The 21,974-nt window shown below is 44.7% G+C and carries 19 protein-coding genes; 12 read left to right on the forward strand and 7 right to left on the reverse strand.

What is annotated here, in order from left to right:
- Positions 1-19: 19 nt before the first annotated feature.
- From ABWW54_RS11370 to ABWW54_RS11390, 5 genes are read right to left on the reverse strand one after another with little or no spacing between them, the layout of a single operon-like run.
- Positions 20-2,083 carry a transglutaminase TgpA family protein gene (locus ABWW54_RS11370; RefSeq protein ID WP_353412373.1) on the reverse strand — a complete coding sequence of 688 codons (2,064 nt, stop codon included), beginning with the start codon at positions 2,081-2,083 and terminating at the stop codon, positions 20-22.
- On the reverse strand, positions 2,080-3,084 hold the full coding sequence (locus ABWW54_RS11375) for a DUF58 domain-containing protein (protein ID WP_353412374.1): 1,005 nt from the start codon (positions 3,082-3,084) through the stop codon (positions 2,080-2,082). The genes ABWW54_RS11370 and ABWW54_RS11375 overlap by 4 nt, the downstream gene beginning before the upstream one ends.
- 14 nt (positions 3,085-3,098) lie before the next feature.
- The gene (locus ABWW54_RS11380; protein WP_353412375.1) at positions 3,099-4,004 is read right to left on the reverse strand and encodes an AAA family ATPase; all 906 of its coding nucleotides are present in this window, start codon (positions 4,002-4,004) and stop codon (positions 3,099-3,101) included.
- A gap of 26 nt (positions 4,005-4,030) precedes the next feature.
- Positions 4,031-5,746, reverse strand: coding sequence for a potassium channel family protein (locus ABWW54_RS11385; protein WP_353412376.1), 1,716 nt, complete (start codon positions 5,744-5,746; stop codon positions 4,031-4,033).
- Positions 5,747-5,768: 22 nt separating this feature from the next.
- A complete protein-coding gene (locus ABWW54_RS11390; protein ID WP_353412377.1) occupies positions 5,769-6,152 on the reverse strand; it encodes a DUF6394 family protein in 384 nt (127 codons plus the stop codon).
- Between the two features lie 439 nt (positions 6,153-6,591).
- Between ABWW54_RS11390 and ABWW54_RS11395 the strand changes: the two genes are divergently transcribed.
- The 10 genes from ABWW54_RS11395 to cysB all read left to right on the forward strand — a co-directional run bounded on the left by ABWW54_RS11395 (position 6,592) and on the right by cysB (position 16,034).
- Positions 6,592-7,935 (forward strand): Na(+)-translocating NADH-quinone reductase subunit A, encoded by a 1,344-nt coding sequence (locus tag ABWW54_RS11395; RefSeq protein ID WP_353412378.1) that lies wholly within the window; start codon positions 6,592-6,594, stop codon positions 7,933-7,935.
- A 1-nt stretch (position 7,936) separates the two neighbouring features.
- Positions 7,937-9,160 (forward strand): NADH:ubiquinone reductase (Na(+)-transporting) subunit B, encoded by a 1,224-nt coding sequence (locus ABWW54_RS11400; RefSeq protein WP_353412379.1) that lies wholly within the window; start codon positions 7,937-7,939, stop codon positions 9,158-9,160.
- A gap of 12 nt (positions 9,161-9,172) precedes the next feature.
- On the forward strand, positions 9,173-10,024 hold the full coding sequence (locus ABWW54_RS11405) for a Na(+)-translocating NADH-quinone reductase subunit C (RefSeq protein WP_353412380.1): 852 nt from the start codon (positions 9,173-9,175) through the stop codon (positions 10,022-10,024).
- Positions 10,025-10,026: 2 nt separating this feature from the next.
- Positions 10,027-10,707: an NADH:ubiquinone reductase (Na(+)-transporting) subunit D gene (locus ABWW54_RS11410; RefSeq protein WP_353412381.1), complete on the forward strand. Its 681-nt coding sequence runs from the start codon at positions 10,027-10,029 to the stop codon at positions 10,705-10,707.
- Complete coding sequence (nqrE, locus tag ABWW54_RS11415; protein ID WP_353412382.1) at positions 10,707-11,312, forward strand: NADH:ubiquinone reductase (Na(+)-transporting) subunit E; 606 nt, start codon at positions 10,707-10,709, stop codon at positions 11,310-11,312. Before ABWW54_RS11410 ends, nqrE begins: the two co-directional genes overlap by 1 nt.
- 12 nt (positions 11,313-11,324) lie before the next feature.
- On the forward strand, positions 11,325-12,545 hold the full coding sequence (nqrF, locus tag ABWW54_RS11420) for an NADH:ubiquinone reductase (Na(+)-transporting) subunit F (RefSeq protein ID WP_353412383.1): 1,221 nt from the start codon (positions 11,325-11,327) through the stop codon (positions 12,543-12,545).
- Positions 12,546-13,628, forward strand: coding sequence for an FAD:protein FMN transferase (locus ABWW54_RS11425; protein ID WP_353412384.1), 1,083 nt, complete (start codon positions 12,546-12,548; stop codon positions 13,626-13,628). It begins immediately after the preceding gene.
- Positions 13,629-13,731: 103 nt separating this feature from the next.
- Complete coding sequence (nqrM, locus tag ABWW54_RS11430) at positions 13,732-13,938, forward strand: (Na+)-NQR maturation NqrM (protein WP_353412385.1); 207 nt, start codon at positions 13,732-13,734, stop codon at positions 13,936-13,938.
- Positions 13,939-13,974: 36 nt separating this feature from the next.
- Positions 13,975-14,967, forward strand: a complete 993-nt coding sequence (locus tag ABWW54_RS11435; protein WP_353412386.1) for a hypothetical protein — start codon at positions 13,975-13,977, stop codon at positions 14,965-14,967.
- 83 nt (positions 14,968-15,050) lie between these two features.
- Positions 15,051-16,034, forward strand: a complete 984-nt coding sequence (cysB, locus tag ABWW54_RS11440) for an HTH-type transcriptional regulator CysB (protein ID WP_353412387.1) — start codon at positions 15,051-15,053, stop codon at positions 16,032-16,034.
- Positions 16,035-16,057: 23 nt separating this feature from the next.
- Here cysB and ABWW54_RS11445 read toward each other — a convergent pair whose 3' ends face one another.
- The gene (locus tag ABWW54_RS11445; protein ID WP_353412388.1) at positions 16,058-19,123 is read right to left on the reverse strand and encodes an error-prone DNA polymerase; all 3,066 of its coding nucleotides are present in this window, start codon (positions 19,121-19,123) and stop codon (positions 16,058-16,060) included.
- Between the two features lie 9 nt (positions 19,124-19,132).
- Entirely contained in the window at positions 19,133-20,134 is a 1,002-nt protein-coding gene (locus tag ABWW54_RS11450) for an integron integrase (RefSeq protein ID WP_353412389.1), read from the reverse strand.
- 696 nt (positions 20,135-20,830) lie between these two features.
- On the opposite strand from ABWW54_RS11450, the gene ABWW54_RS11455 reads away from it, so the two are divergent.
- Both ABWW54_RS11455 and ABWW54_RS11460 read left to right on the forward strand, forming a co-directional pair.
- Positions 20,831-21,340 (forward strand): hypothetical protein, encoded by a 510-nt coding sequence (locus ABWW54_RS11455; RefSeq protein ID WP_353412390.1) that lies wholly within the window; start codon positions 20,831-20,833, stop codon positions 21,338-21,340.
- Positions 21,341-21,411: 71 nt separating this feature from the next.
- Positions 21,412-21,891, forward strand: coding sequence for a hypothetical protein (locus tag ABWW54_RS11460; RefSeq protein ID WP_353412391.1), 480 nt, complete (start codon positions 21,412-21,414; stop codon positions 21,889-21,891).
- Positions 21,892-21,974 lie beyond the last annotated feature (83 nt).

Raw genomic sequence — 21,974 nt, forward strand, 5'->3', positions numbered from 1 at the left:
ATCGATAAGAATCGGATGATTATAGCTTTAACTTGTTAATGGACTTTCGAAGGGATTTTACTTCAGAATCCATGTCGTTGGGTGCAGCACCGTAAGTCAGTGCTAGGTACTGGTCTGTGATACTTTGAATTTGTGACTCCAGCAATGGAAATTTTGTAATTAGTCTTTTGGCTAATTGAGAGGGTGTTTCTGAGACATGACGCTCGATGCCTGCGCCCTTGGCTTTCTTTGAAAACCGGAAGTAAAGCTTTTGCAATTCAGAGCGTTTTTCTCGTTTAGGGATTAACTGCCAAAAGTAGAATCCAAGTATTAGGAAAACTCCTGAAGACAGAATTATCACCAAAATATGCAGAGTGTTTCGAGCTTCAATACCAAATTTCTCAAGTAATTCTCGTTGAGTATTAAAGTCGTAATCGACAACCCATTTTTTCCATTGAAATTGGACGTTAGACCAAGATTCTGCAAGCTTTTTCCATGCTAGCGCGGTCCCGGTCGGGTTTAAAAAGTTGGTTAGGGCGCGTCCGGATGCGTTGGTTCCAAAAGTATTCGTGTCCCAAAGTTCCATAATGGCTTCCATGCCATACTCTATGCGCTCTGGGCTGATGGCTGCGGTTGGATCGAACCTGACCCAAGATCCATCAATATAAGCTTCACTCCAAGCGTGAGCATCGGAGTATCGTACTTCAACGAAGTTTCCGGTCGAATTTATGTTTCCACCTTGGTACCCAACCACAACTCTGGACGGGATTCGCAACCAACGAAGTAGGGTTGTGAATGCGCTTGCGTAATGTTCGCAGTACCCGGTTTTGCTGTCAAATAAGAAATCATCCAGCGGAGCGTCGCTATCAAGAGCCGACGGAGTCAACGAGTATACGAATTCATTATCCGCAAAATGGTTAAAAACAGCTTCCGCTCTTTCACCTTCGCTTGTCCATTGTTGTTGAATTTTCGATAGTAGGGCTTGAGTCCGGGCGCTAGGACGGCTTTTAGTGCTTAGCAGCGACACGTTATTTATCTGAGAGGCTTGGTACCAGGGCCTTAAGTTTGACGCACCACTGTAGCTGTACGATCGATTGTCGGCCTGATTTATCCTAATTGTGTAATCATGACCTAGTCGGCCTTTGCTATAGCTTGCAACGTAGTCTAGATAAGGCAGATACACGTCACTGGTAGGTTCATGCAGGATTTCATAGCGTGTTTCAGCGGGTACTTTTGAACTTTGTTCTCGCATCTCGCGGGCATTGTTAAGGCTGACTATGTCTGCATCAACGTTGTCTGAAATCTTCCACGCGAAATCAACTTCTTCATCCATTACTTTCGCACGCCAATATAAACGAGAAGTTGGTGGTATTTCTCCTAAAAACTCAGCCTTGAATGCAAGTTCGTTACTGAATGCACTGCTGGCCATTTCCCCAGCGATTAAGGCGTTATCAAGTGAGTTCCTGCCATCTTCTAAAGTGGGGAGAAAGCCAAAGCTACCTTGTACTCTTGGAAAGAAGAAAAATAGGAATAAAGCGAGCGGGATTGATTTAAGTATTAGGCTGCTTGCGGCCATCCCGGCTTTAATCGTACTAATTTGCGCAGGGTTGGTGATTTTAAACAACAGGCCTGTTATCGCAATTGTGTAGCCTATGACTAATACAATATTGGTTAATGAGGAGTTAAAGAGAAAACTAGAGGCCGCAAGAAAGTAAAGTATAAGGCAAACGACAAAGTAGTCGCGAACGGTTCTGGATTCCAAAAACTTGAGGGAAACGAGCAGTACTAAGAAGCTTATTCCTGCGGTTTGTCCGTTCCAGCCACCGTATGAAAAAATAATGAGGCCTACGCTGAATACCGTAAGAATCATGACCATCCATTGAGGAGGGTTATTCATATTTCGCCAAATTATCACGCATTTAACAGCGAATACGGCGCATGAAAATAGCGCTATTACGAGACTGGCAATACTAAAATGCAATGCAAGCGCTAAGGCGATCACGACTCCCATTTGTGCTAAGGTTTGTCGGTGAGGCGCGTGAGTTGGTGGGGTTGCTGGTAAAGGTGGCAGCTTTAGTTTTAGCTTTGCCAGGAGGCTTTTCATAACGAGGCACCTCTACTGCTCTTTCGCGTGCGAGCTAAATTCTTAAAGCGTGCTTTTCTTTTTGGTTTCTTAGTCGCTGTCGGCGTTTCTTCATTAATTTCATCCAAGCCCCATAACGCAAGCGTTCTAAGACAAGTATGAAAGTGGGCTTTGCCGTTATCGTAGGCGATAGTGTTGTTCGGCATTTCCAGCTGGTAGCGCGCGTTTACTTTTTCTGACTCAACCACCCAAAAACAGAGTTGACTTAGTTTATCTTCAACCGACAGGTGTTTGGGTAGGTCATTCCAACTTAAATTAATAGAACTTGGACTGAGAGTTTCGTATTCAACCGTGACCAATTTGTTGGTCTTTGCCACTGAGGGCCAATGGATGTCTCGAATTTTGTCGCCAGGTTGGTATTGCTTCATACCACTATAGTCGTCGTTTCCGTGCCGAGCAGAGCTTTGATTTTCTTGCTTTCCCGCTTCGCTGCTATCGATTGGAAGAGAAATTAGATCTAACGGCTGAGGGTAGACCAAACACCGTTTTTGGGAAACGAAGCGTTTCGTCCAACAAAAGAATATTCCAATAGGAAACAGAGACGTAAGGCTGATTGGGTCACAGTTAACGTATCCTCGTTGCACGGTGGGCAGCTTTAATCTTACTTGTTGCTCGCTATGCGGCGTAAGTTGCATTACTTGATGGAAGCCGCCACTTACCACCCAGACAGCGTTTCTTTCTTTATTGCCTTCGTTTTTTATTGTAAGCGGAAATTCGGCGTGTTCACCGAGAAATACTGAGTGGCTGGATTGACCAGAAAGCGTTAAACCGATGACATTGTTGTGAGTATAAATCATGCCAATCAGGGCAACTGACACCAGAACAAACAGCATCATAAATGCGGCTTGGTTGTCGAATTTAACGGCAATTCCAAAGAGAGCTGTCATTATTAGGCCAAAATACCACCCCATTCTGGTCGGCAGTATATACAATTCACGGCGGCCAATTTTAAACTCGGACATTTTTGTGTTTTAACTTAAATGACGTCAATGGTGGAAATCAGAGTTGCCAGTTCCTCAGATGAATTCGCACCATCATTGCAATGCAAGCGGTGCGCGGCGGTGTGCGTTGCTAGAAACTTTATGTCATCGGGTAATACTGAGTCCCTGCCTTCAATGAAGGCGAGTGCTTTCGCGGCTTGCAGCCATTGAAGACCAGCTCTGGGTGATAAACCGTTAACAAATCGTCCTGAGGTTCTGGTTCCTGCTAGAATTTTTTGCAAATACACAACCAGGTTTTCACTCACGTGGACTTTGTCCACCTCTTCACACAACAGGGATACCTCGTCAGACGAGAACACCGGAGTTTGGGAACCAGCTATTGCTTTGCCTCCTTGTTTAAGAAGCAGTTTACGTTCAAATTCTGCACTTGGGTATCCGAGAGAGAGTCGTATCAGAAATCGATCCAATTGAGACTCTGGTAGTGGGAAAGTGCCACTCTGCTCTAGTGGGTTTTGCGTAGCAATAACAAAGAAAGCTGATGCTAGGTCAATCTGTTTTCCTTCAACTGAAATTTGTTGTTCTTCCATCGCTTGCAGCAGAGCGCTTTGCGTTTTCGGGGTGGCACGGTTGATCTCATCCGCTAACAACAGGGAGGTAAAAATGGGACCTCGCTTGAAATGAAACTTTTTGCTGTCCATGTCGAATATCGTCATGCCGATAATGTCGGACGGCAATAAGTCGCTGGTAAATTGAACACGTTTATACGGAAGCCCAAATAGGTTAGCTAGCGCGTGCGAGAGTGTTGTCTTACCAACGCCCGGAATATCTTCTATCAACAGGTGTCCCCTTGCCAGAAGACAGACCACGGCCAGTTTCGTTGCGTCTGGATTGCCTAAAATGACATGGTTAAGGTTTTCAAATAGGCGGTCTAACTTTTGCATTTTATGTTGTGTCTCACTATTTCGCTCTAGTCGGTCTTGGCTTTTCTTCTTGCAAGCCACCTTAGTAGAGGTATGTGTTTAGTATTATTGTTGATTAAAGAATCCAGCAATTCAGTATTGTGTTGGAGTCGTTGAGGTAATAGCACTTTACCTCTAGGTCCGCACACGAGTAGGTCATCGCCTTCCATTAAAAGTTGATCAGCGGATGGCAATACTTGGCTAACCCCATTTCTTAGAAGAAGCAGTGGAATGCACCTGGAGTTCGGAATCTTCGGGTTTTCGCACAGCTTTCCTATAGTGATGTTTGTTCCACTGTTAATGAAGTTTACCAGTTCAGGTGAAGAATCTGTGTTTAACTCCATTCGCCATGTTACTGGCTCACAATGAGAAGACAATGATTGTATTCTATTCGCAAGTTCGGCCGTTTCATCTTCCGTCAATGAGTTTGAAAACTTAATGAATTTGGTCACCAATGGGCGAGTGATTGAAGTGAGGACTTCGTTAGCTACAACAAGGCTCCGACGCATTACGTAGTGGCAATTAGCGCGGTCAAACAAAATTTGATTGGTTTCCTTACTGACCCGGCCAACCGTGAATATATCGCTTTTGATTTGCTTGGCGGTCATGATGATTGATAAATTATTTGCGTCGTCGTTGGTGGCCGCTACGATAACGTCAGCACTATCAATACCCGCTTCGAGCAGCGTATCGGCTTCGGTACCTCTTCCAACTATCGCGCCATCGGGTGCTCGGGAGGCGATGGGATCACTTGCTATGATCGTAACGTCATCCACGAGTTCCTCAATTGCCTTGTGGATCGCTTTGCCGAGTCGGCCATAACCGCAAATGATCCACTTGCCCGTCTTTGGCGCGGATGTTTCGTCTTGATCAGCTAACGAATGCGTCTGTTTGTCGCTGTATTGATTGATGAACCAGCCTTGAAGTTGATGCAATTGTTGGCTCGATGTCAGTAATTTGAGCCGCTGAGCAAAGATAAGGTAAGGGTTTATAATAAGGTTGGTGCCGAAGGACGCCATGTTCTTGGCTTCATCCTCGATTTCGGAGCGACAGATCACTCTCACAGACTCATTTGCCAGCTTGCTCGCGACCGCAGCTTGTAAGTTCGTGTGATCTTGATTTGTCAGAGCGATTACTCCGCAACAGTGCGGGTTGTTTATGCCCGCGTCGACCAAATTTGAAGGGTTGGTTATGTCTGCGATCAGACTGATCGGCGGAATTAAAAAGTCGCCTAGCTCCAAGCTTGAAATTCTTTCAGCGTCTTGATCAATGACAACCGTTTGAATACCGAGGTTACATAATCCTCGGTTTATCATCTCTCCCGTTTCTCCATATCCGCAAATGATATAAAAATCGCTGTCTAATCGCTTTATATTACGTTGGAATACACGCCTTGAAACGGCTCGTAAGAATGTTTCGTCTTGAACTAATCTCAGGACACTACCGATTCCATAAAGCCACGCAATAACGGATGTATAAATACACATTAACACCCAGCTTCGTTGCATGTCGGTAAACTCGTAGGGTATTTCACCAAAACCGATTGTGGTTCCCATGTAGCTTACAAAATAGAATGCGTGGAAATAGCTCATCCGCCATGTCTCACCCTCAGGAGTGACACCTGGAATCAGCGTCATGCCGATGGTGGCCACAGAATAGACGATAATCAGAAGGATCAGCGGTACACGCATGCGCCGCAAAACCAGGAAAAAGATATTTGCCATTACTAACGCCCGAACAACAGAATTAACGACGCAATTGGCTTGTCTCTATGATAAGAAGAATGACCGACAATAAGTTGGCTATCAGCGCACCACCGGCCAGCGATAGGATTGTGGCGGTTTGAGCGGTAGAGAGAGACTCATGACCAGTTTGGCTTGCGACTCCCCATAAAACAGCGGCGGCGATTAGCAGAAGATCCACGACCAAGCTCGATGCTAGAACGGTCGATCCGAATTGAGTTCTATCACCAAACTTTAACACGGTACATATTAAGCTCACGACCAGTGCTAGCGCCAACTCAATGGCTTGAAGAAAGTCTGGGGCAACCAAGCCTGAGATAAAAAAGCTGGTATTGACTGAAAGAGCCAAAATTATAAAGAAAGCGAAGATGACTTTTTCTAGATTCATAAGGGGCTGTTTTGTCGTTTGGTGTTCCTGACATCAATCATAGAAGTAGCAGACAGAAATGCGAAACGTTTTTGTTGTCTTAAGTTAAAAATGAGATTAGCACAGTTTTCTGACTTGTCGTGAGGGTTGAGCGATGTTGAGTTATTTTTTACCCGCAAAATATTCGTATTTAATTTGTCATTGTGTCTATAAATGATAAATATTGTCCGGTCGGGTGCATTAGAGTTATATGCCTATTGCTGAGGCCTTCAAAGTTGTATAATATCGCGCCCGCAGACGGTTTTGGGCTGTCGAGTTCGTTGCTACATAGCTTCGACCAAAACTACATGCTTGGTATTGCAGAAGATTGGTGATTTTACGTTCAAATGAGTGCTTTTATAAACGTTCAATCCACGATGAAGTGAGCACCAAGTAATTGATATACACGGTGAGGTAGTCATTGTTTTATAAAGTAAAGAAAGGGCTAGATATTCCCTTGCGCGGGCGCCCAGATGAGCGCATAGATGCCGCGGCTGAAGTTTCATCCGTCGGTGTTCTCGGTGAAGACTACGTTGGCTTAAAGCCGACCATGCTGGTTCGAGAAGGCGACACTGTTAAACGTGGAACCCCGCTATTTGAAGACAAAAAGAACCCGGGTGTTCTGATAGTCTCCCCAGCAGCTGGAACTGTCTCTGCGATCAATCGTGGTGCGAAACGCGCCCTTGTTTCCGTTGTCGTTGATGTCAAAGGCGATGATGCTGAATTGCAAGAGGTGGCGAAAGGTGCCGATCTGAACACGATCGAACTGGATTCCATTCGTGACTCGATGCAAAAGGCCGGAGTTTGGGCGTCTTTTAGAACGCGGCCATACGGTAAAGTGCCGGCATTAGAGGCCTCCCCGAATTCCATTTTTGTTAACGCCATGGACACCAATCCATTGGCGGTTGACCCCAGTTTGATAATTAGTGAACGAGCGGCTGAATTTTCGCTAGGGCTCGGCATCCTCAATAAGTTTGGCGTGCCGGTTCACGTATGCAAGGCTCCCGGAGCCGATTTGCCTGGGGTTGAAGGTAGCAATGTGAAAGCGACTGAGTTTGCTGGAAAGCATCCAGCTGGCTTGACCAGCACTCACGTGCATTTCATTGACCCAGTTCATTCGCAAAAAACGGTGTGGACCTTAGGTTATCAGGACGTGATAGCCATTGGTTCTTTTTTTACTACAGGCACTTTGGACGCCACGCGTTACGTCGCGTTGGGCGGTCCTCTTGTGAACTCTCCACGTGTGTTTTCGACCCGTTTGGGCGCTAATGTCAGTCAGTTGATTGACGGTAGAACGGCAGACGGTTCTAAGCGCGTCATCAGTGGGTCGGTATTCAATGGTCACGTGGCTGACGGTGCACGGGACTTCATCGGCCGTTATGACAATCAAATCTCCATTATCGAAGAAAATGAAGAGCGAGAATTCATGGGCTGGATAGCCCCTGGCGTAAATAAGTTTTCTGCCAGCAGTGTCTTTTTCTCAAACCTTATTAAGCCCAAGACTTACAATATTACTAGCTCCCAGAACGGTTCGCCAAGAGCGATAGTGCCGATCGGGGTTTTTGAGCGAGTAATGCCATTAGATATTTTGGCAACGCCGTTAATCCGGGCGCTGTTAGTAAAAGACACTGATTCTGCGCAAGAACTCGGGTGTTTAGAGCTGGTTGAGGAAGATCTCGCGCTGCTGTCCTTTGTCGATCCAGGAAAACACGATTTTGGGCCAGTATTGCGCAACACATTAACGCAAATCGAGAGGGAAGGTTAATATGTCTTTTCTGCGACGTACATTAGATAACATTCACCCTCACGTTACCGAAGGTGGAAAGTATCAAAAGTTTTATGCACTCTACGAGGCGGTAGACACTATATTTTATTCGCCAGCTGACGTGAACCGTGGCCGTAACCACGTTCGCGATAGCATCGATTTAAAACGAGTGATGATTTTTGTGTGGCTCGCTGCGATGCCTGCCGTATTCATCGGTTGTTATAATGTCGGCCTTCAAGCGAATAGCGTTTTGGCTAACAATCCTGATTTGGTCGCCGCAATGGGATGGCGAGCTGACATTTTAGCGATGTTTGGCCTTGGGCATGATCCAAGCAGCATCATGGACAATTTTTGGCTTGGGTTTTGGCAATGGTTCCCTATTTACGCAACCGTTTTTGTGGTTGGTGGTTTTTGGGAAGTCCTATTTGCCTCGGTTCGTGGTCACGAAATCAATGAGGGGTTCTTTGTTACCTCAATCTTATTTAGCTTAATCGTTCCTGCGACGTTGCCACTCTGGCAAGCAGCCTTGGGTATCTCTTTTGGTATTGTCATCGGTAAAGAAGTCTTTGGTGGAACAGGAAAGAATTTTCTTAACCCAGCTTTGACAGCGCGAGCCTTCTTGTATTTTGCGTATCCTATTCAGATCTCAGGCGACGCAGTTTGGGTGGCCGTTGACGGTTATTCTGGCGCTACCGCGTTGGGTGTTGCCGCTGCTGGTGGTGTTGACGCATTAACGCAAGCAGGTTTTACGATTCAACAGTCTTTCTTTGGTAATTTAGCGGGTTCTATCGGTGAGACTTCACTCATCGCCATTGGCATTGGTGCCGTGTTTTTGTTACTAACGAAGATCGCTTCTTGGCGGATCATGTTGGGCGTTGCCGTTGGCGTGATTGCAACGAGCTTATTATTCAATGTGGTCGCCAGTGACACAAACCCTATGTTTGGGCTGACACCACAATGGCATTTCGTGATAGGTGGGCTAGCATTTGGAATGGTCTTTATGGCCACAGATCCGGTTAGCGCATCAATGACCGACACTGGACGTTTTTGGTATGGTTTCTTAATTGGCTTGATGACGATTCTAATTCGCGTCGTTAATCCAGCTTTTCCAGAAGGCATTATGCTTGCCATATTGTTTGCCAATCTGTTTGCACCATTGATTGATTGGTTTGTGGTTCAAGCAAACATTAAGCGCCGCGCTAAACGCTACGCAATTTCAGCATAGGACGGAGACATAATGATGAAGAATATTAATCGTCAAGGTGGGTTCTTTCACTTGCCCAATGACAACATGGTTAAGACCATTGGTGTCGCCACACTTTTGTGTTTGGTGTGTTCCGTGATTGTGTCAGGCGCTGCCACGTTACTGAAGCCGACGCAGGTCGCTAATGCATTGCTTGATAAAAAGAATAATATTTTGGCGGTGTCTGGGATCGAGTTAGACGGTAAAACCGTTGAAGAGGCCTTCACTCAGATTGAAGCTAAGGTTGTCGATATGGCAACTGGTGAATTTACTACCGAGGTTAATGCTGAGACATTTGATCAACGTAAGGCCTCAAAGGATCCGACTTACCGAGTGGAGCTCAGCGACGCGCAAGACATTGCTCAAATCGGTGGTAGATCAAAGTTTGCCAACATTTATTTGGTCAAAGACGGCGATCAGATCGAAAAAATCATTTTGCCGATTAAAGGCTATGGTCTTTGGTCAACACTGTACGGATTTATTGCCCTTGAGAGTGATGCTAATACAGTGAGCGGAATTACTTTTTATGAACACAAAGAAACACCTGGTCTAGGTGGTGAAATTGAGAATAAGAAGTGGCAGGCTAGCTGGAAAGGCAAGCAAATCGCCGATGTGAACGGCGTTCCGAGCATTCAGCTTATCAAAGGCGTAGTTAGCCCTGGAACAGTTGATTCAGGATATAAAATTGACGGGTTGGCCGGTGCGACTTTAACCAGTAATGGCGTAACCAACTTAGTGAGATTTTGGATGGGGCAAGATGGTTTTGGACCTTATCTTAAAAAAATCCGTGCAAATAAAACTCAAGCCGCTGTAACCACAGCCGGTGAAATTTCGGAGCAAGGTTAATCATGGCTAGTGAAGCTAAAAATGCACTGTTTGAACCGCTAGTTTCAAACAACCCGATTGCACTTCAGATTTTAGGCGTATGTTCTGCGTTGGCTGTCACATCGCAGCTTTCGGTAGCCTTAATCATGTGTTTGGCTCTAACCAGCGTTACCGCTTTTTCTAATCTTTCGATTAGTTTAATCCGTAACCATGTCCCATCAAGTATTCGCATCATTGTTCAAATGACGATCATTGCTTCTTTGGTGATTGTGGTGGATCAGGTTCTTAAGGCCTACGCGTTCGATGTGAGTAAAAAACTGGCTGTATTTGTTGGTTTGATCATCACAAATTGTATCGTGATGGGTCGTGCCGAAGCGTATGCTATGAAGAACGGCCCTTGGAATTCGTTCTTAGATGGCATCGGTAATGGCCTTGGCTATAGTTTAATACTCATCATCGTTGGCACAGTTCGAGAATTGTTCGGTTCTGGATCTCTACTCGGGATTCAAATATTGACCCCGGTTTCCGAAGGAGGCTGGTACCTGCCTAACGGTTTGATGCTGCTTGCGCCTAGTGCTTTTATTATCATTGGATTGACAATTTGGGCTATCCGAGCCTTTTATCCTGAGCAGGTTGAAAAGCCTGATTTTGAAATGCAAAACGCACACAACGCTCCAGCACACGGTGCTGCAGGAGGTCACTAATGGATCTCGTAAGTCTCGCGGTAAAATCGATATTCATCGAAAACCTAGCGCTCTCATTCTTCTTGGGAATGTGTACGTTCCTTGCGGTCTCAAAGAAGATTCAGACAGCACTAGGACTTGGATTTGCTGTATTTGTGGTATTGGCAATCACGGTTCCAGTAAACAATCTAATCTATAAAAACTTTCTACAAGAAGGCGCTTTGGCTTGGGCTGGAATGCCTGAAGTGGACCTGAGTTTTCTTGGGTTAATCAGTTACATTGGAGTAATAGCGGCGTTAGTTCAGATTCTCGAAATGTTTCTTGACCGCTTTGTCCCCGCTCTTTATAACGCTCTCGGGATATTCTTGCCGTTGATCACGGTAAATTGTGCGATTTTGGGGGCGTCTTTATTCATGGTCGAGCGTGACTATAACTTCACAGAAAGCCTGGTTTACGGTGCTAGTAGTGGAGTTGGTTGGGCCTTGGCCATCGTAGCATTAGCGGGCATTCGCGAAAAACTCAAATACAGCGACGTACCGGATGGCCTGCAAGGCTTAGGTATTACGTTTATTACGGTCGGTCTGATGGCGTTAGGGTTCCTAGCGTTCTCGGGCATCCAGCTTTAATTCGAGGTAATTATGTTAGAAATTGGATTAGGTGTAGGTTTCTTTACGGCGATCGTTCTCGTACTGGTGGCGTTGATTTTGTTTGCCAAAAGTCGTCTTGTGCCGAGTGGAAATATTAAGATTTCGATAAACGGCGAGAAAGACATAGAAGTCCCAGCCGGCGGTAAGTTGTTAGGCGCTTTAGCCGACAACGGTCTGTTTGTTCCGTCTGCTTGTGGCGGCGGCGGTACCTGTGCGCAATGTCGCGTTAAGATTCACGAAGGTGGCGGATCAATTTTGCCAACGGAAGAATCACATATCACTAAGCGTGAGGCATCGTGTGGAGATCGTCTTTCATGCCAAGTTGCTGTGAAGCAAGACATGAAGATTGAAGTGCCCGAAGAAGTATTTGGTGTTAAGAAGTGGAGTTGTAAAGTTCGCTCCAACGATAATGTCGCGACTTTCATCAAAGAGTTGGTGCTCGAGCTTCCAGAAGGCGAAAATGTAGACTTTAGAGCCGGTGGTTATATTCAGATTGAATGCCCGCCGCACACGGTGAGTTATAAAGATTTTTCTGTTCAAGAAGAATATCATCCCGATTGGGATCATTTTAATATTTGGCAATACGAGTCAGTGGTTTCTGAAACCGTTGTGCGTGCTTATTCAATGGCTAACTACCCATTGGAAGAAGGCATCATCATGCTTAACGTACGTATAGCTTCTCCGCCGCCACGCACCGAAGGGCTTGCTCCTGGTAAAATGTCGTCGTTCATCTTTAATTTGAAAGACGGTGACGAAGTTACTATATCCGGTCCGTTTGGTGAGTTTTTTGCAAAAGAAACGGAAGCCGAGATGGTGTTTGTAGGTGGCGGTGCCGGAATGGCTCCAATGCGATCACATATTTTTGATCAACTTGAGCGTATCAAGACCGATCGCAAAATCACGTTCTGGTACGGTGCTCGATCAAAAAGAGAAATGTTCTACGTAGAAGATTTTGATCGCTTGGCTGCTGAACATGATAATTTCGAATGGCATGTTGCTCTTTCCGATCCGATGGAAGAGGATGCTTGGGACGGTTATACCGGCTTTATTCACAATGTCCTTCATGAAAATTATTTGAAAGACCATGAAGCGCCTGAAGACTGTGAATTTTATATGTGTGGGCCCCCGATGATGAATCAGGCCGTGATCAATATGCTTCACGATCTCGGTGTCGAAGATGAAAATATCCTCTTAGATGACTTCGGTGGCTAAGTGCGATTGATTTCTTTCAAGCAAAACAGCGAGCTCGGCTCGCTGTTTTTGTATTTACAAAGCAAACCTGCTGCGAGGAACGTCATGATCGCGTTCTTGGCTCTGATGGTGTTGTCGTCTTGTTCTAATCCAATTGAGCCGATCGTTCTAAGCGGGCCGACAATGGGCACCCAGTATCGGGTGACTGTTGTTCGAAATGCTACCTCAGCCGAGACCGATGAGCAGCTCCATGCGGCAATAAAACAGGCCATGGAGTTGGTGAATCAAAGTATGTCTACCTACATACCCGATTCTGAATTGAGCTTGTTTAACAAAATGCCCGCTGGCGGGTCGATAGTGATGTCTCCGCAACTCTTCAATGTAATGCAAGAGGCTGTCGAGATAAGTGAGCTGAGTTCGGGCGCATTTGATACCACGATAGGCAAGGCCATTCGGTTATGGGGTTTTTCAGAAGACGGTCGAATAACCGAAAAACCGTCAACGCAGTTGATCGAAGAAATCAAGCAAAGTGTGGGGTACGAAAAGTTAACGATAGAAGGGACAACGCTAACCAAATCAGCCAGTGGCTTGGAAGTGAACCTTTCGGCCATTGCTAAAGGATATGCTGTGGATCTGGTGGCTGAAGCTATAGAAGGTCTTGGTTATACAAATTTTTTGGTTAACATCGGTGGGGAACTCCGTGCATCAGGTACAAATACAGAACGTGTTCCGTGGAGAGTAGGGGTCGAGAGGCCGCACCTTTTGGGTGGTATAGAGCAGGTAGTGGAGCTCAGAGATCGTGCGATCGCCACATCAGGTGATTACAGAAATTTTATTGAGATCGATGGAAAACGCTATTCGCATACCATCGATTCCAAATCCCTGACGCCGGTGTTTCACAGACTTGCCTCAGTCAGCGTTTTGGCTGACAGAGCCAGCACGGCGGACGCGCTGGCTACCGCCTTGCTTGCGATGGGCGAACAACGAGGCGTAGAGTTTGCTCTAAAGAATGACATCGCAGCGTATTTTATAATTCGCGACGATAACGAAGAAAATTATAAAGTTACGGTAACAGACGCGTTTAAAGTTAATTTGGCCGAATAAACCTTGCATCCCATGCGCCAGCTAATTACATTACTCGATATCTTAGGTGAGTAATTTTGCTGCCACAGGGTCTACATAGTTAGGGCACTAGATCTAATACATTATGAATATATTTGTTGTTACGTTTTCCGTTTTCCTCTTTGTGGTAATTGCTATGGCTGTTGGTGTGATCATCAGTAATCGCGAAATTAAAGGCAGTTGTGGTGGTCTAAATGATATCGATGGTTTGGAAGGTGCCTGCGATATTTGTGAGATTAAACACCAATGTAAACGCCGCAAAGCAATGCAGCGAAAAGCGTTAGCAGACTAGCCTATGTCAACGCAAAGCTAGAGTCCGAGCAGTAAGATGAATCCTAGAAACACTGAACTCGCAGATACCGATGACTCCAGCCCGGTCGATAATGGAACAATACGTGAGCATGATGGCAAAATTTGTATTTTTATCGACGGCTATTGGATTCGTTACTACGCTCCACCTCCAAATACCATGGAAGAAAAACGTGGTTTGATTTTATCGCTGCGTAGACGAGTATTTCACCATACAGAAGCCGGCATCAATTCGCCTGGATGGCGCACAGAGATCGCGCGCAAGTATTACGAAGAGGAAGCCGACCCCGCCAAAAAGAGGGTCAAGGCCGCAATGTTGGCTGGCTCCCTGTTTAATAGAGCAACCGATATATTTACGACCGTGGTTGATCTTGAAGAGAAGGGCATTCAAATCGCAGAAGATAATGAATTAATGAAGCAATGTGAGAGTTGCTTTATGGAAGCCTTAGTCCTCGGAAAGCAGGTTAAGCATTTTTCTGGCGAGGAAGGTGTAGATGAGCTTTGGGGCGAGCCGTTTAAAGCGTTTTCATACCCTATAGATCGATTTTTTGACAGTCGCTATATAAAGTTAGCGCAGACGTTTGCTTCGATTGATAAAGTTGTGGATCGAATGATTTCTATTTTTTCCGAAGTTGAAGGGTTCGAAGGTGTACTTCCTAAGTTAGACGAACTGCGATCATCGGCTAAGACAGAGGTAGAAACCATGCGTCGAGATGAAGCAATTTATGAAGTTTGGCCTCGCTACGTTGCTGCTAAGGAAGCCGTCAAGGAATTTAAACCGTGTGGCTTAGCAAAGCGAGAAGACAGTATTAGATATTGGGAAGACGGGCTTAGGTTGTTGCACATGGGGCAAGACGTCATTAGCTATTTAAGTGGTGTTAGGGTTCCTATGCCAGTGACAACATCGAATTACATGCTCAACTGTGATTTGTATGAGCAAAATGGATCATTGGACAGCGAGTTTTCGATACCCGAAGCGTGCTTTGACGCATCGGATTCCACTTGTAACTAGCCCCCAGGCTAGAATCAAGGATGGCTATCGATTAGAAAGTGTGTGAGACTATGCCTTAGTTTTTCTAAGGTGTTAAATTTTCCATGAAGCTTCGGCAACTCCAATACGTCACAGAAGTGGTCAAAAATGGCATGAATGTCACGGCGGCCGCTGAAAAACTTTTCACGTCTCAGCCCGGTGTGAGCAGCCAAATTAAGCGGTTGGAAGAAGAACTTGGCGTTACCATATTTGAGCGAAGCGGCAAGCATATTAATGGCCTTACTCCTGAAGGCGATCTGCTAGTAGAGCGATTTGAATTAATTCTCGACGAGGTAAGCAACGTCAAGCGTATTGCTGATGACTTCAGCCACCCAGATTCTGGTCTGCTGTCGATAGCAACAACGCACACACAGGCCCGCTATGTGCTACCTCCTGTGATTACTGAGTTTCGAAAGAGATACCCCAATGTTCAGTTGCAGATTAACCAGGGTACGCCTGAACAGATAGCAAGCCTGACTGACTCTGGTCACGCCGATATTGGCATTGCTACCGAAGCATTGGAGTTGTTTGATAACCTCATTTTATTGCCTTGTTATCGTTGGAATCGCTGCATTATCGTTCCCAAAGGGCATGCTCTCACGCGTGTAGGCGATTTGGCGCTAGAGCACGTGTCTGAGCATCCCATTATAACCTACACGTTTGGTGTGGCGGATCGTTCGGTTATAAACAGGGCATTCAAACAGCAAGACTTAGACATAAACGTTGTGTTAATGGCCGCCGACGCTGAGGTCATAAAGACCTACGTTAGGAACGGCATGGGCATCGGCATATGCGCTCGCATGGCCTATGATAAGGCCCAAGACCAAGATTTGGCGGTTATCGATGCGGGGAGTTTGTTTGACTCCAGTATTACAAGCCTAGCAATTAGAAAGAACGCCGTTTTGCGCGAGTATGTCTATGAGTTTATTCAGTTGTTCGCATCACATCTTAAGCGGGAAGTGGTCGATCAGGCTATGCGTGCCCATAACGACACGACCTTGCAAGAAAAGCTCTATAAAGAGTACGTAAAGGAAGCCGAAATGCGTTAGCGGCCTGCTTGCCGCCAACAACGTTAGTGAAAGTTTCTAGATCTGGTGTTTAGGTTTGGAAGAGCCTGACTCTGGTCTTCAACAAACCCAGCAATAACATTAGAGACACCGTGTTGGTGCTCGAGCTTTCCTTTAATATGGAGAATTCGTCCTCTTAATATTTGCTGTTTAAAGCGTTCTTGAATACCACTCCACACCACCACATTGATGTTTCCTGTTTCGTCTTCGAGTGTCAGAAACAATACGCCGCTGGCGGTTCCTGGGCGTTGACGACCAGTCACCATGCCTGCGATTTGAATAAAACTGTTATTACGAACACTGAGCAGCCGGTCAGCCGTGATGCATTGTCTAAATGGTAGTGTCGATCGTAGTAATTGCATAGGGTGGTGCTTAAGTGATACCCCGGAAGCGTGTTTATAGTCCGACAAAAGTTCTTCGGTTTTTGATAGAGGTTGAATGCGAACTGAAGAGTTGGTTCTTTGAGTATTTAAGCCATCGTTCATTTGCAGAGAGTTCCAGTAGGCATTGCGACGATTTTTATCGAAGTATGAAAATGCGTTGGCGTTGACCAATTTCATTAATTCGTCTTGGTGCACTAGTTGCCTATTCTTGAAGTCCTCTATGGACAAAATGCGTGATTTGGATCTCGACATTTCGATATTACGTGCTGACTTTTCGGAGACCCCTTTAACCAAACGCAGCCCAAGTTGGATGGCAATGTGTGTCTTTTTATTGACCAGTGTGTGCTCCCAAGAGCTCTGCATTATGCACACAGGAAGAATATCCACCTGATGACGTCTTGCGTCCTGTATTAGCTGAGATGGTGAGTAGAAACCCATTGGTTGACTGTTTAGAATACCTGCGTAAAAAGCAGCTGGGTGAAATCGTTTTATCCATGCAGATACGTAGACCAAAAGAGCAAAACTAGCTGAATGAGATTCTGGAAACCCATAGCTGCCAAAGCCTTGTATTTGTTGATAGATACGCAGCGCAAATTCCTTGCTGTGACCATTTTCTAACATGCCACTGACTAACTTCTCTTCAAACTGAGCAAGATCTCCGTTTTTCCCCCAGCTGGCCATTGCTCGCCGAAGTTCGTCAGCTTCGCCACCGGAGAACCCCGCAGCAACCATTGTTAATTCAATGACTTGCTCCTGAAAAATTGGTATGCCTAAGGTTCGTTCCAGTACGTTCTTTATTTCAGGTGTGGGGTAAATTGTTGGCTCTTCTTTGTTACGCCGCTTTAGGTAAGGGTGCACCATGTCACCCTGAATCGGTCCTGGCCTAACAATAGCCACTTGAATAACCAGGTCATAGAACCTTCTTGGTTTTAACCTAGGCAGCATAGACATTTGAGCACGTGACTCAACTTGGAATACGCCAACGCTGTCTCCTTGGCACAGCATGTCGTATACCTCACTGTTTTCTCGGGGCAGGTTATGCATGGTTAATTCGTCGCTTTGATAGGCGTTGATCATGGTCAACGATTTTTGAATTGCGCTTAACATCCCTAAGCCTAAGACATCTACTTTTAGTAACCCTAATATCTCAATATCGTACTTATCCCATTGAATGACAGTCCGGTCTGGCATCGAGGCATTTTCAATCGGAACCAAGGTGCTTGTCGGAAGCTCCGTTATTATAAATCCACCAACGTGTTGAGACAGGTGCCTAGGCGTGCCCATTATTTCTTTTACTAACGTAAAAAAGCGCAAGGCAAGATCACTATTAAAACTAAAGTTCTGGTTTTGAAATTGCTCCAAAAGCACATCTACCTTGTCCCACCATGCTAACGATCGATTAAGGTCGTTAGCAAATGATTCAGGTAGGCCTAGCGCTTTGGCTACATCACGCACGGCGCTTTTACGCCGATAGGTGATTACTGTGGCTGTTAACGCCGTGCGTTTACGCGAGTATTTGTTATATATGTATTGAATGACCTCTTCACGACGTTGGCTCTCAAAATCAACGTCGATATCCGGAGGTTCATTACGCTCTTTAGAAATAAAGCGTTCAAATAGTAGCCGGCTTTTACTTGGGTCAACTGACGTAATAAATAGGCAGTAGCACACTGCAGAGTTCGCCGCAGAGCCTCTTCCTTGGCATAAGATACCTTTCGACCGAGCAAAGGCTACAATGTCGTGAACGGTTAGAAAGTAGTATTCGTATTCAAGTTCCTTAATGATCGCAAGTTCATATTCTATTTGAGCCGTCACGTCTTTGGGTGTGCCGCCAGGCCAAATTACCTTGCAACCGTCTTGTGTTAGCTTACGCAGGTAGTCTGATGGATCAATTCCTCTGGGCACTAACTCTTTTGGGTATTGGTAACGTAAATCATCCATATCCACATTGCATAATTCGCTTATGCGTTGAGTCTCGGACAGAAGTTCAGCTGGGTATAGTTGTTGTAGCTCAGTAATAGACCGAAGGTAACGCTCTGAATTGGAGTGGGTTCTATTGCCAAGGCTTTGAACACTGGTGTTTAATCTGATGGCGGTAACCGTGTCCAAAAGCGGTTTACGGTCCCTTTTGTGGATTAGTACGTCGTTACAAGCAACCATCTTGATTCCCAATTGATTACTTAACTCATAATGGTAGAAGTAGTGATCCTGATCATCATGGTTCCTAAATAGGCCCACCCCCAGCCATAAACGATGCTTAAAATAGCGTCTTAGTATTTCGCCATGGGTTGCGTCATGTGTTCTGGAAGAGGGCAACCAAATAGCCAAGCAATGTTTCAGGCCGAACTTTAAATCATCTGAGGTTAGAAAGTACTCGCCTTTTGGGCTGCGCCGTCGCCCTTTGGTAATTAAGGCAGATATTTCAGAGTAGGCCGTTAGGTTTTGAGCCAGTAAGATCATGTGGAAAGCGGATTGGTCTACATTAATTCGAAACTGACTACCAATAATCAGCTTAATATCGGCTTCTTTAGCTGCTTTATGGGCTTTCACTAAGCCCGAGTATGAGCATTCATCAGTTAATGCAATTGCTTGATAACCCAGAGACTTAGCCTGCCTGACTAATTCCTCGGGGCTAGAGGCACCTTTAAGAAAAGAATAGTGCGATTTGGTATGCAGCTCCGAATACATGCTAGATACTTAAGGGCGCTCGGACAAAAAATAATCAGCGCGATGTTCGCGAATTTTGTCTAAAGGGCTGGTTGTACCAGCGTAATGTTGACCGATTACGTGAGTGTAGATCTGAGTGGTTTTGAGGTCTGAGTGCCCAAGAAGTTCCTGAACCGTTCTGATGTCTGCCCCGCCTTCAAGTAAGTGGGTAGCAAAGCTGTGCCTAAATGTGTGGCAGCTTACTCTCTTATTTACATTTGATTGGATCGTGGCCTGTTTCACCGCTTTTCGAATGACCGAGCTATGTAGATGGTGCCTACACCATTGGTCAGTTATTGGGTGTTTGCATAAGCTGATGGATGGAAAAATAAACATCCAAGGTGATTGTCTGTAAGCATTAGGAAACTTTCGGGCCAGCGCTACAGGCATCGAAGGCCCCAGCCCTCTCTCGTTGTCATTTTTTTGCAGTGCTAATGCTTTTTCAATTTGTTTATCTAATTGATCTTTGAGTTTTAAGCTTAATATAGACACACGATCTTTGCCGCCTTTACCGTCACGGACAATGACGCTGGCATTAGCAAAATTGATGTCCTGCACTCTAAGACGTAGGCATTCAGATACTCTTAAGCCACTTCCGTACATCATTTCCACGACCAGTTTATGCACCCCCTTAAGCTGATCAATGATCAAAACCGTTTCACTCATAGACAATACAGTGGGTAAGGTTCTGGGCTTCGTTGCCAAACGAAATTTTAAGCCAGTAATCGGTTGATCTAAGTATTTACTGTACAGAAACATAACCGCATTTAAAGCTATACGTTGTGTACTTGCTCTTACATGCCTATCAGCGGCTAAATGTTCAAGAAAGGATACGATTTCAGCATTACTCATCTTAGTAGGGTGTTTGTATTGATTGAACCTTATGTAGTACTTGATCCAATAAATATAGCTTTGCTCTGTTCGGATGCTGTATCCATTCAAACGCATGAATCTGCGGATTGAATCAATAAAAGGACTCCTTTTGTGCGGCATAAATTTCCCTCAAATGCTGTATAAAAAAACAGTATATATGCAGATTATGCGGTTAGCAAACAACTTTGCTACACTCCTTTGCTCACTTTTATCCATTCACCAATTGAATAAGCTTGCAAAAACAGAGCTTTATAGAGAAACCGAGAAGTGTTAATGTGCGCTCAAAGTCATGAAAATGAGCATGCTCATTTTAATTCTGATAGAAAATGGAGTTATGAATATTAATATTTACAATTCAAAGACTTATCGAGGTTATCTAGAAACTACTCGATCATGTAAATGCGCATGCACACTAATACGCTGTTATATGTATTACAGTTTTCGTTTCAATCTATGAGCCTATCTAAATTTCAAAGTTTAAAGCTAGATACTTTGGTATTGTCCATATTGCTCCTTGTGTTGCATATCGTGTTGGAGCAATTTTTTTCGGTCAAACTACCATATGACTTCCTGCAAATTTTGAGCTTTTCCGGTTTCTTGGTAGTCGTGTTAATTTGCGCGTTTTGGTTTTGCCCCAATTGTGGAAAAAGATTTTTCTCAAAAAATGGTTTTATAAATCCTTTCGCTGAAACTTGTGCCCATTGCAATGAACGTTAGTAGCGTAAAAACATATAACAAGAATAAACACAAAGCGCTTACAGCGCTCGGACGCGTGCTACACCCGCGCCCGTGTTATTGGCGTTATGAGGAAAAATTATGAGTATTGATAGCTATATAGGAGAGTGGCAACTTAGAGGCTATTTTAGATCTCAGTCGATTGCAGAGTTAGGTGATGATGGCCCTGATTACAATGCCATTGATAAATGGGTTTGTGGTAACTCTTTCTCCGAAATTGAAAAAATGAGTATGGCTTCAGGGCTCACTTTAACTATTCATGAAAATGGAACATTCAATGAAATAAAAACCGGTTCGCCGAAGATCGAGTGGTTCAATTCAGAAGGAATTCTTGATGAAACAGTGAAGACGTTTGATGGAAAGGCTATATATATCGGAAAACTAGTTTCGTTATTTCCTTCAGGGATTCCCTCATGGGCTACGCCCGAGGAGGGAATCTATGGGATAAGTTGTCGATATGATGATGGTGATACTTTAATTAGTGATTATCTATTTATAGTTAATGATCAACTAATTAGAACTATAAACACTGTGTCTGATGAAGAGCATTTATACAGAAGTACTCTGAGGTATGTAAAATCTACCTCATAACAAGAATAAACACTAAAGCGCAAACTACGCGCGGACGTCTGCTACGCAGCCGCCCGTGTTATGGGCGTTATATGTATAAGCTGACTCAATTAGTTTTAGCCATTCTACTCGTTCTGACATATTCAACAGATGGTTTCGCAGAAGATCTAACTGTAGCTATAACTGATGATTGCCTTGAACGTAATAATCAATATATTGAATTCATTCAAAGTAAGGGATGCGTTTCTTTAGAGATGTATGAGTTTAGTGCTCCATTAGAAGATTTCCCTGAAGTGAATTTCTATATAAACCTACGTGATAAACCAGAAAGTACATTTGGAAAAAACACTCGTTGCCCGAATGCAAAAACAGCAGCAAAGAAACTTGTGTCAAGTTGTACGTTCAAACAAACTGAACATACAATCAAGCGAACAGCTAATTTACAATCCGACCTTAAGATACTCAATAGTATATTACAAAGAAGAATTGAGTCAGGACGTACAGAATTGGGAGAGGTGGTTGTTACAGAAACTGAGATAAAATTAATTGAAACAAAAACTTCAAATAAATAAAACATATAACAAGCTTGCAAAGTCTGCTTCGTTCGCTTTGCTCACTGCGCGGGACGTCGCGAAAACGCGCCGCCCCTTGCAAA

Origin of the sequence: Arenicella sp. 4NH20-0111, from assembly GCF_040366405.1 — a bacterium.
Lineage (GTDB): Bacteria > Pseudomonadota > Gammaproteobacteria > Arenicellales > Arenicellaceae > Arenicella.

What these genes read in the sequence shown, in the direction of transcription:
- ABWW54_RS11370 (WP_353412373.1), bottom strand. Translation starts at nt 2,083, where the DNA reads ATGAAAAGCCTCCTGGCAAAGCTAAAACTAAAGCTGCCACCTTTACCA.
- ABWW54_RS11375 (WP_353412374.1), bottom strand. Translation starts at nt 3,084, where the DNA reads ATGTCCGAGTTTAAAATTGGCCGCCGTGAATTGTATATACTGCCGACC.
- ABWW54_RS11380 (WP_353412375.1), bottom strand. Translation starts at nt 4,004, where the DNA reads ATGCAAAAGTTAGACCGCCTATTTGAAAACCTTAACCATGTCATTTTA.
- ABWW54_RS11385 (WP_353412376.1), bottom strand. Translation starts at nt 5,746, where the DNA reads ATGGCAAATATCTTTTTCCTGGTTTTGCGGCGCATGCGTGTACCGCTG.
- ABWW54_RS11390 (WP_353412377.1), bottom strand. Translation starts at nt 6,152, where the DNA reads ATGAATCTAGAAAAAGTCATCTTCGCTTTCTTTATAATTTTGGCTCTT.
- ABWW54_RS11400 (WP_353412379.1), top strand. Translation starts at nt 7,937, where the DNA reads ATGTCTTTTCTGCGACGTACATTAGATAACATTCACCCTCACGTTACC.
- ABWW54_RS11405 (WP_353412380.1), top strand. Translation starts at nt 9,173, where the DNA reads ATGATGAAGAATATTAATCGTCAAGGTGGGTTCTTTCACTTGCCCAAT.
- ABWW54_RS11410 (WP_353412381.1), top strand. Translation starts at nt 10,027, where the DNA reads ATGGCTAGTGAAGCTAAAAATGCACTGTTTGAACCGCTAGTTTCAAAC.
- nqrE (WP_353412382.1), top strand. Translation starts at nt 10,707, where the DNA reads ATGGATCTCGTAAGTCTCGCGGTAAAATCGATATTCATCGAAAACCTA.
- nqrF (WP_353412383.1), top strand. Translation starts at nt 11,325, where the DNA reads ATGTTAGAAATTGGATTAGGTGTAGGTTTCTTTACGGCGATCGTTCTC.
- nqrM (WP_353412385.1), top strand. Translation starts at nt 13,732, where the DNA reads ATGAATATATTTGTTGTTACGTTTTCCGTTTTCCTCTTTGTGGTAATT.
- ABWW54_RS11435 (WP_353412386.1), top strand. Translation starts at nt 13,975, where the DNA reads ATGAATCCTAGAAACACTGAACTCGCAGATACCGATGACTCCAGCCCG.
- cysB (WP_353412387.1), top strand. Translation starts at nt 15,051, where the DNA reads ATGAAGCTTCGGCAACTCCAATACGTCACAGAAGTGGTCAAAAATGGC.
- ABWW54_RS11445 (WP_353412388.1), bottom strand. Translation starts at nt 19,123, where the DNA reads ATGTATTCGGAGCTGCATACCAAATCGCACTATTCTTTTCTTAAAGGT.
- ABWW54_RS11450 (WP_353412389.1), bottom strand. Translation starts at nt 20,134, where the DNA reads ATGCCGCACAAAAGGAGTCCTTTTATTGATTCAATCCGCAGATTCATG.
- ABWW54_RS11455 (WP_353412390.1), top strand. Translation starts at nt 20,831, where the DNA reads ATGAGTATTGATAGCTATATAGGAGAGTGGCAACTTAGAGGCTATTTT.
- ABWW54_RS11460 (WP_353412391.1), top strand. Translation starts at nt 21,412, where the DNA reads ATGTATAAGCTGACTCAATTAGTTTTAGCCATTCTACTCGTTCTGACA.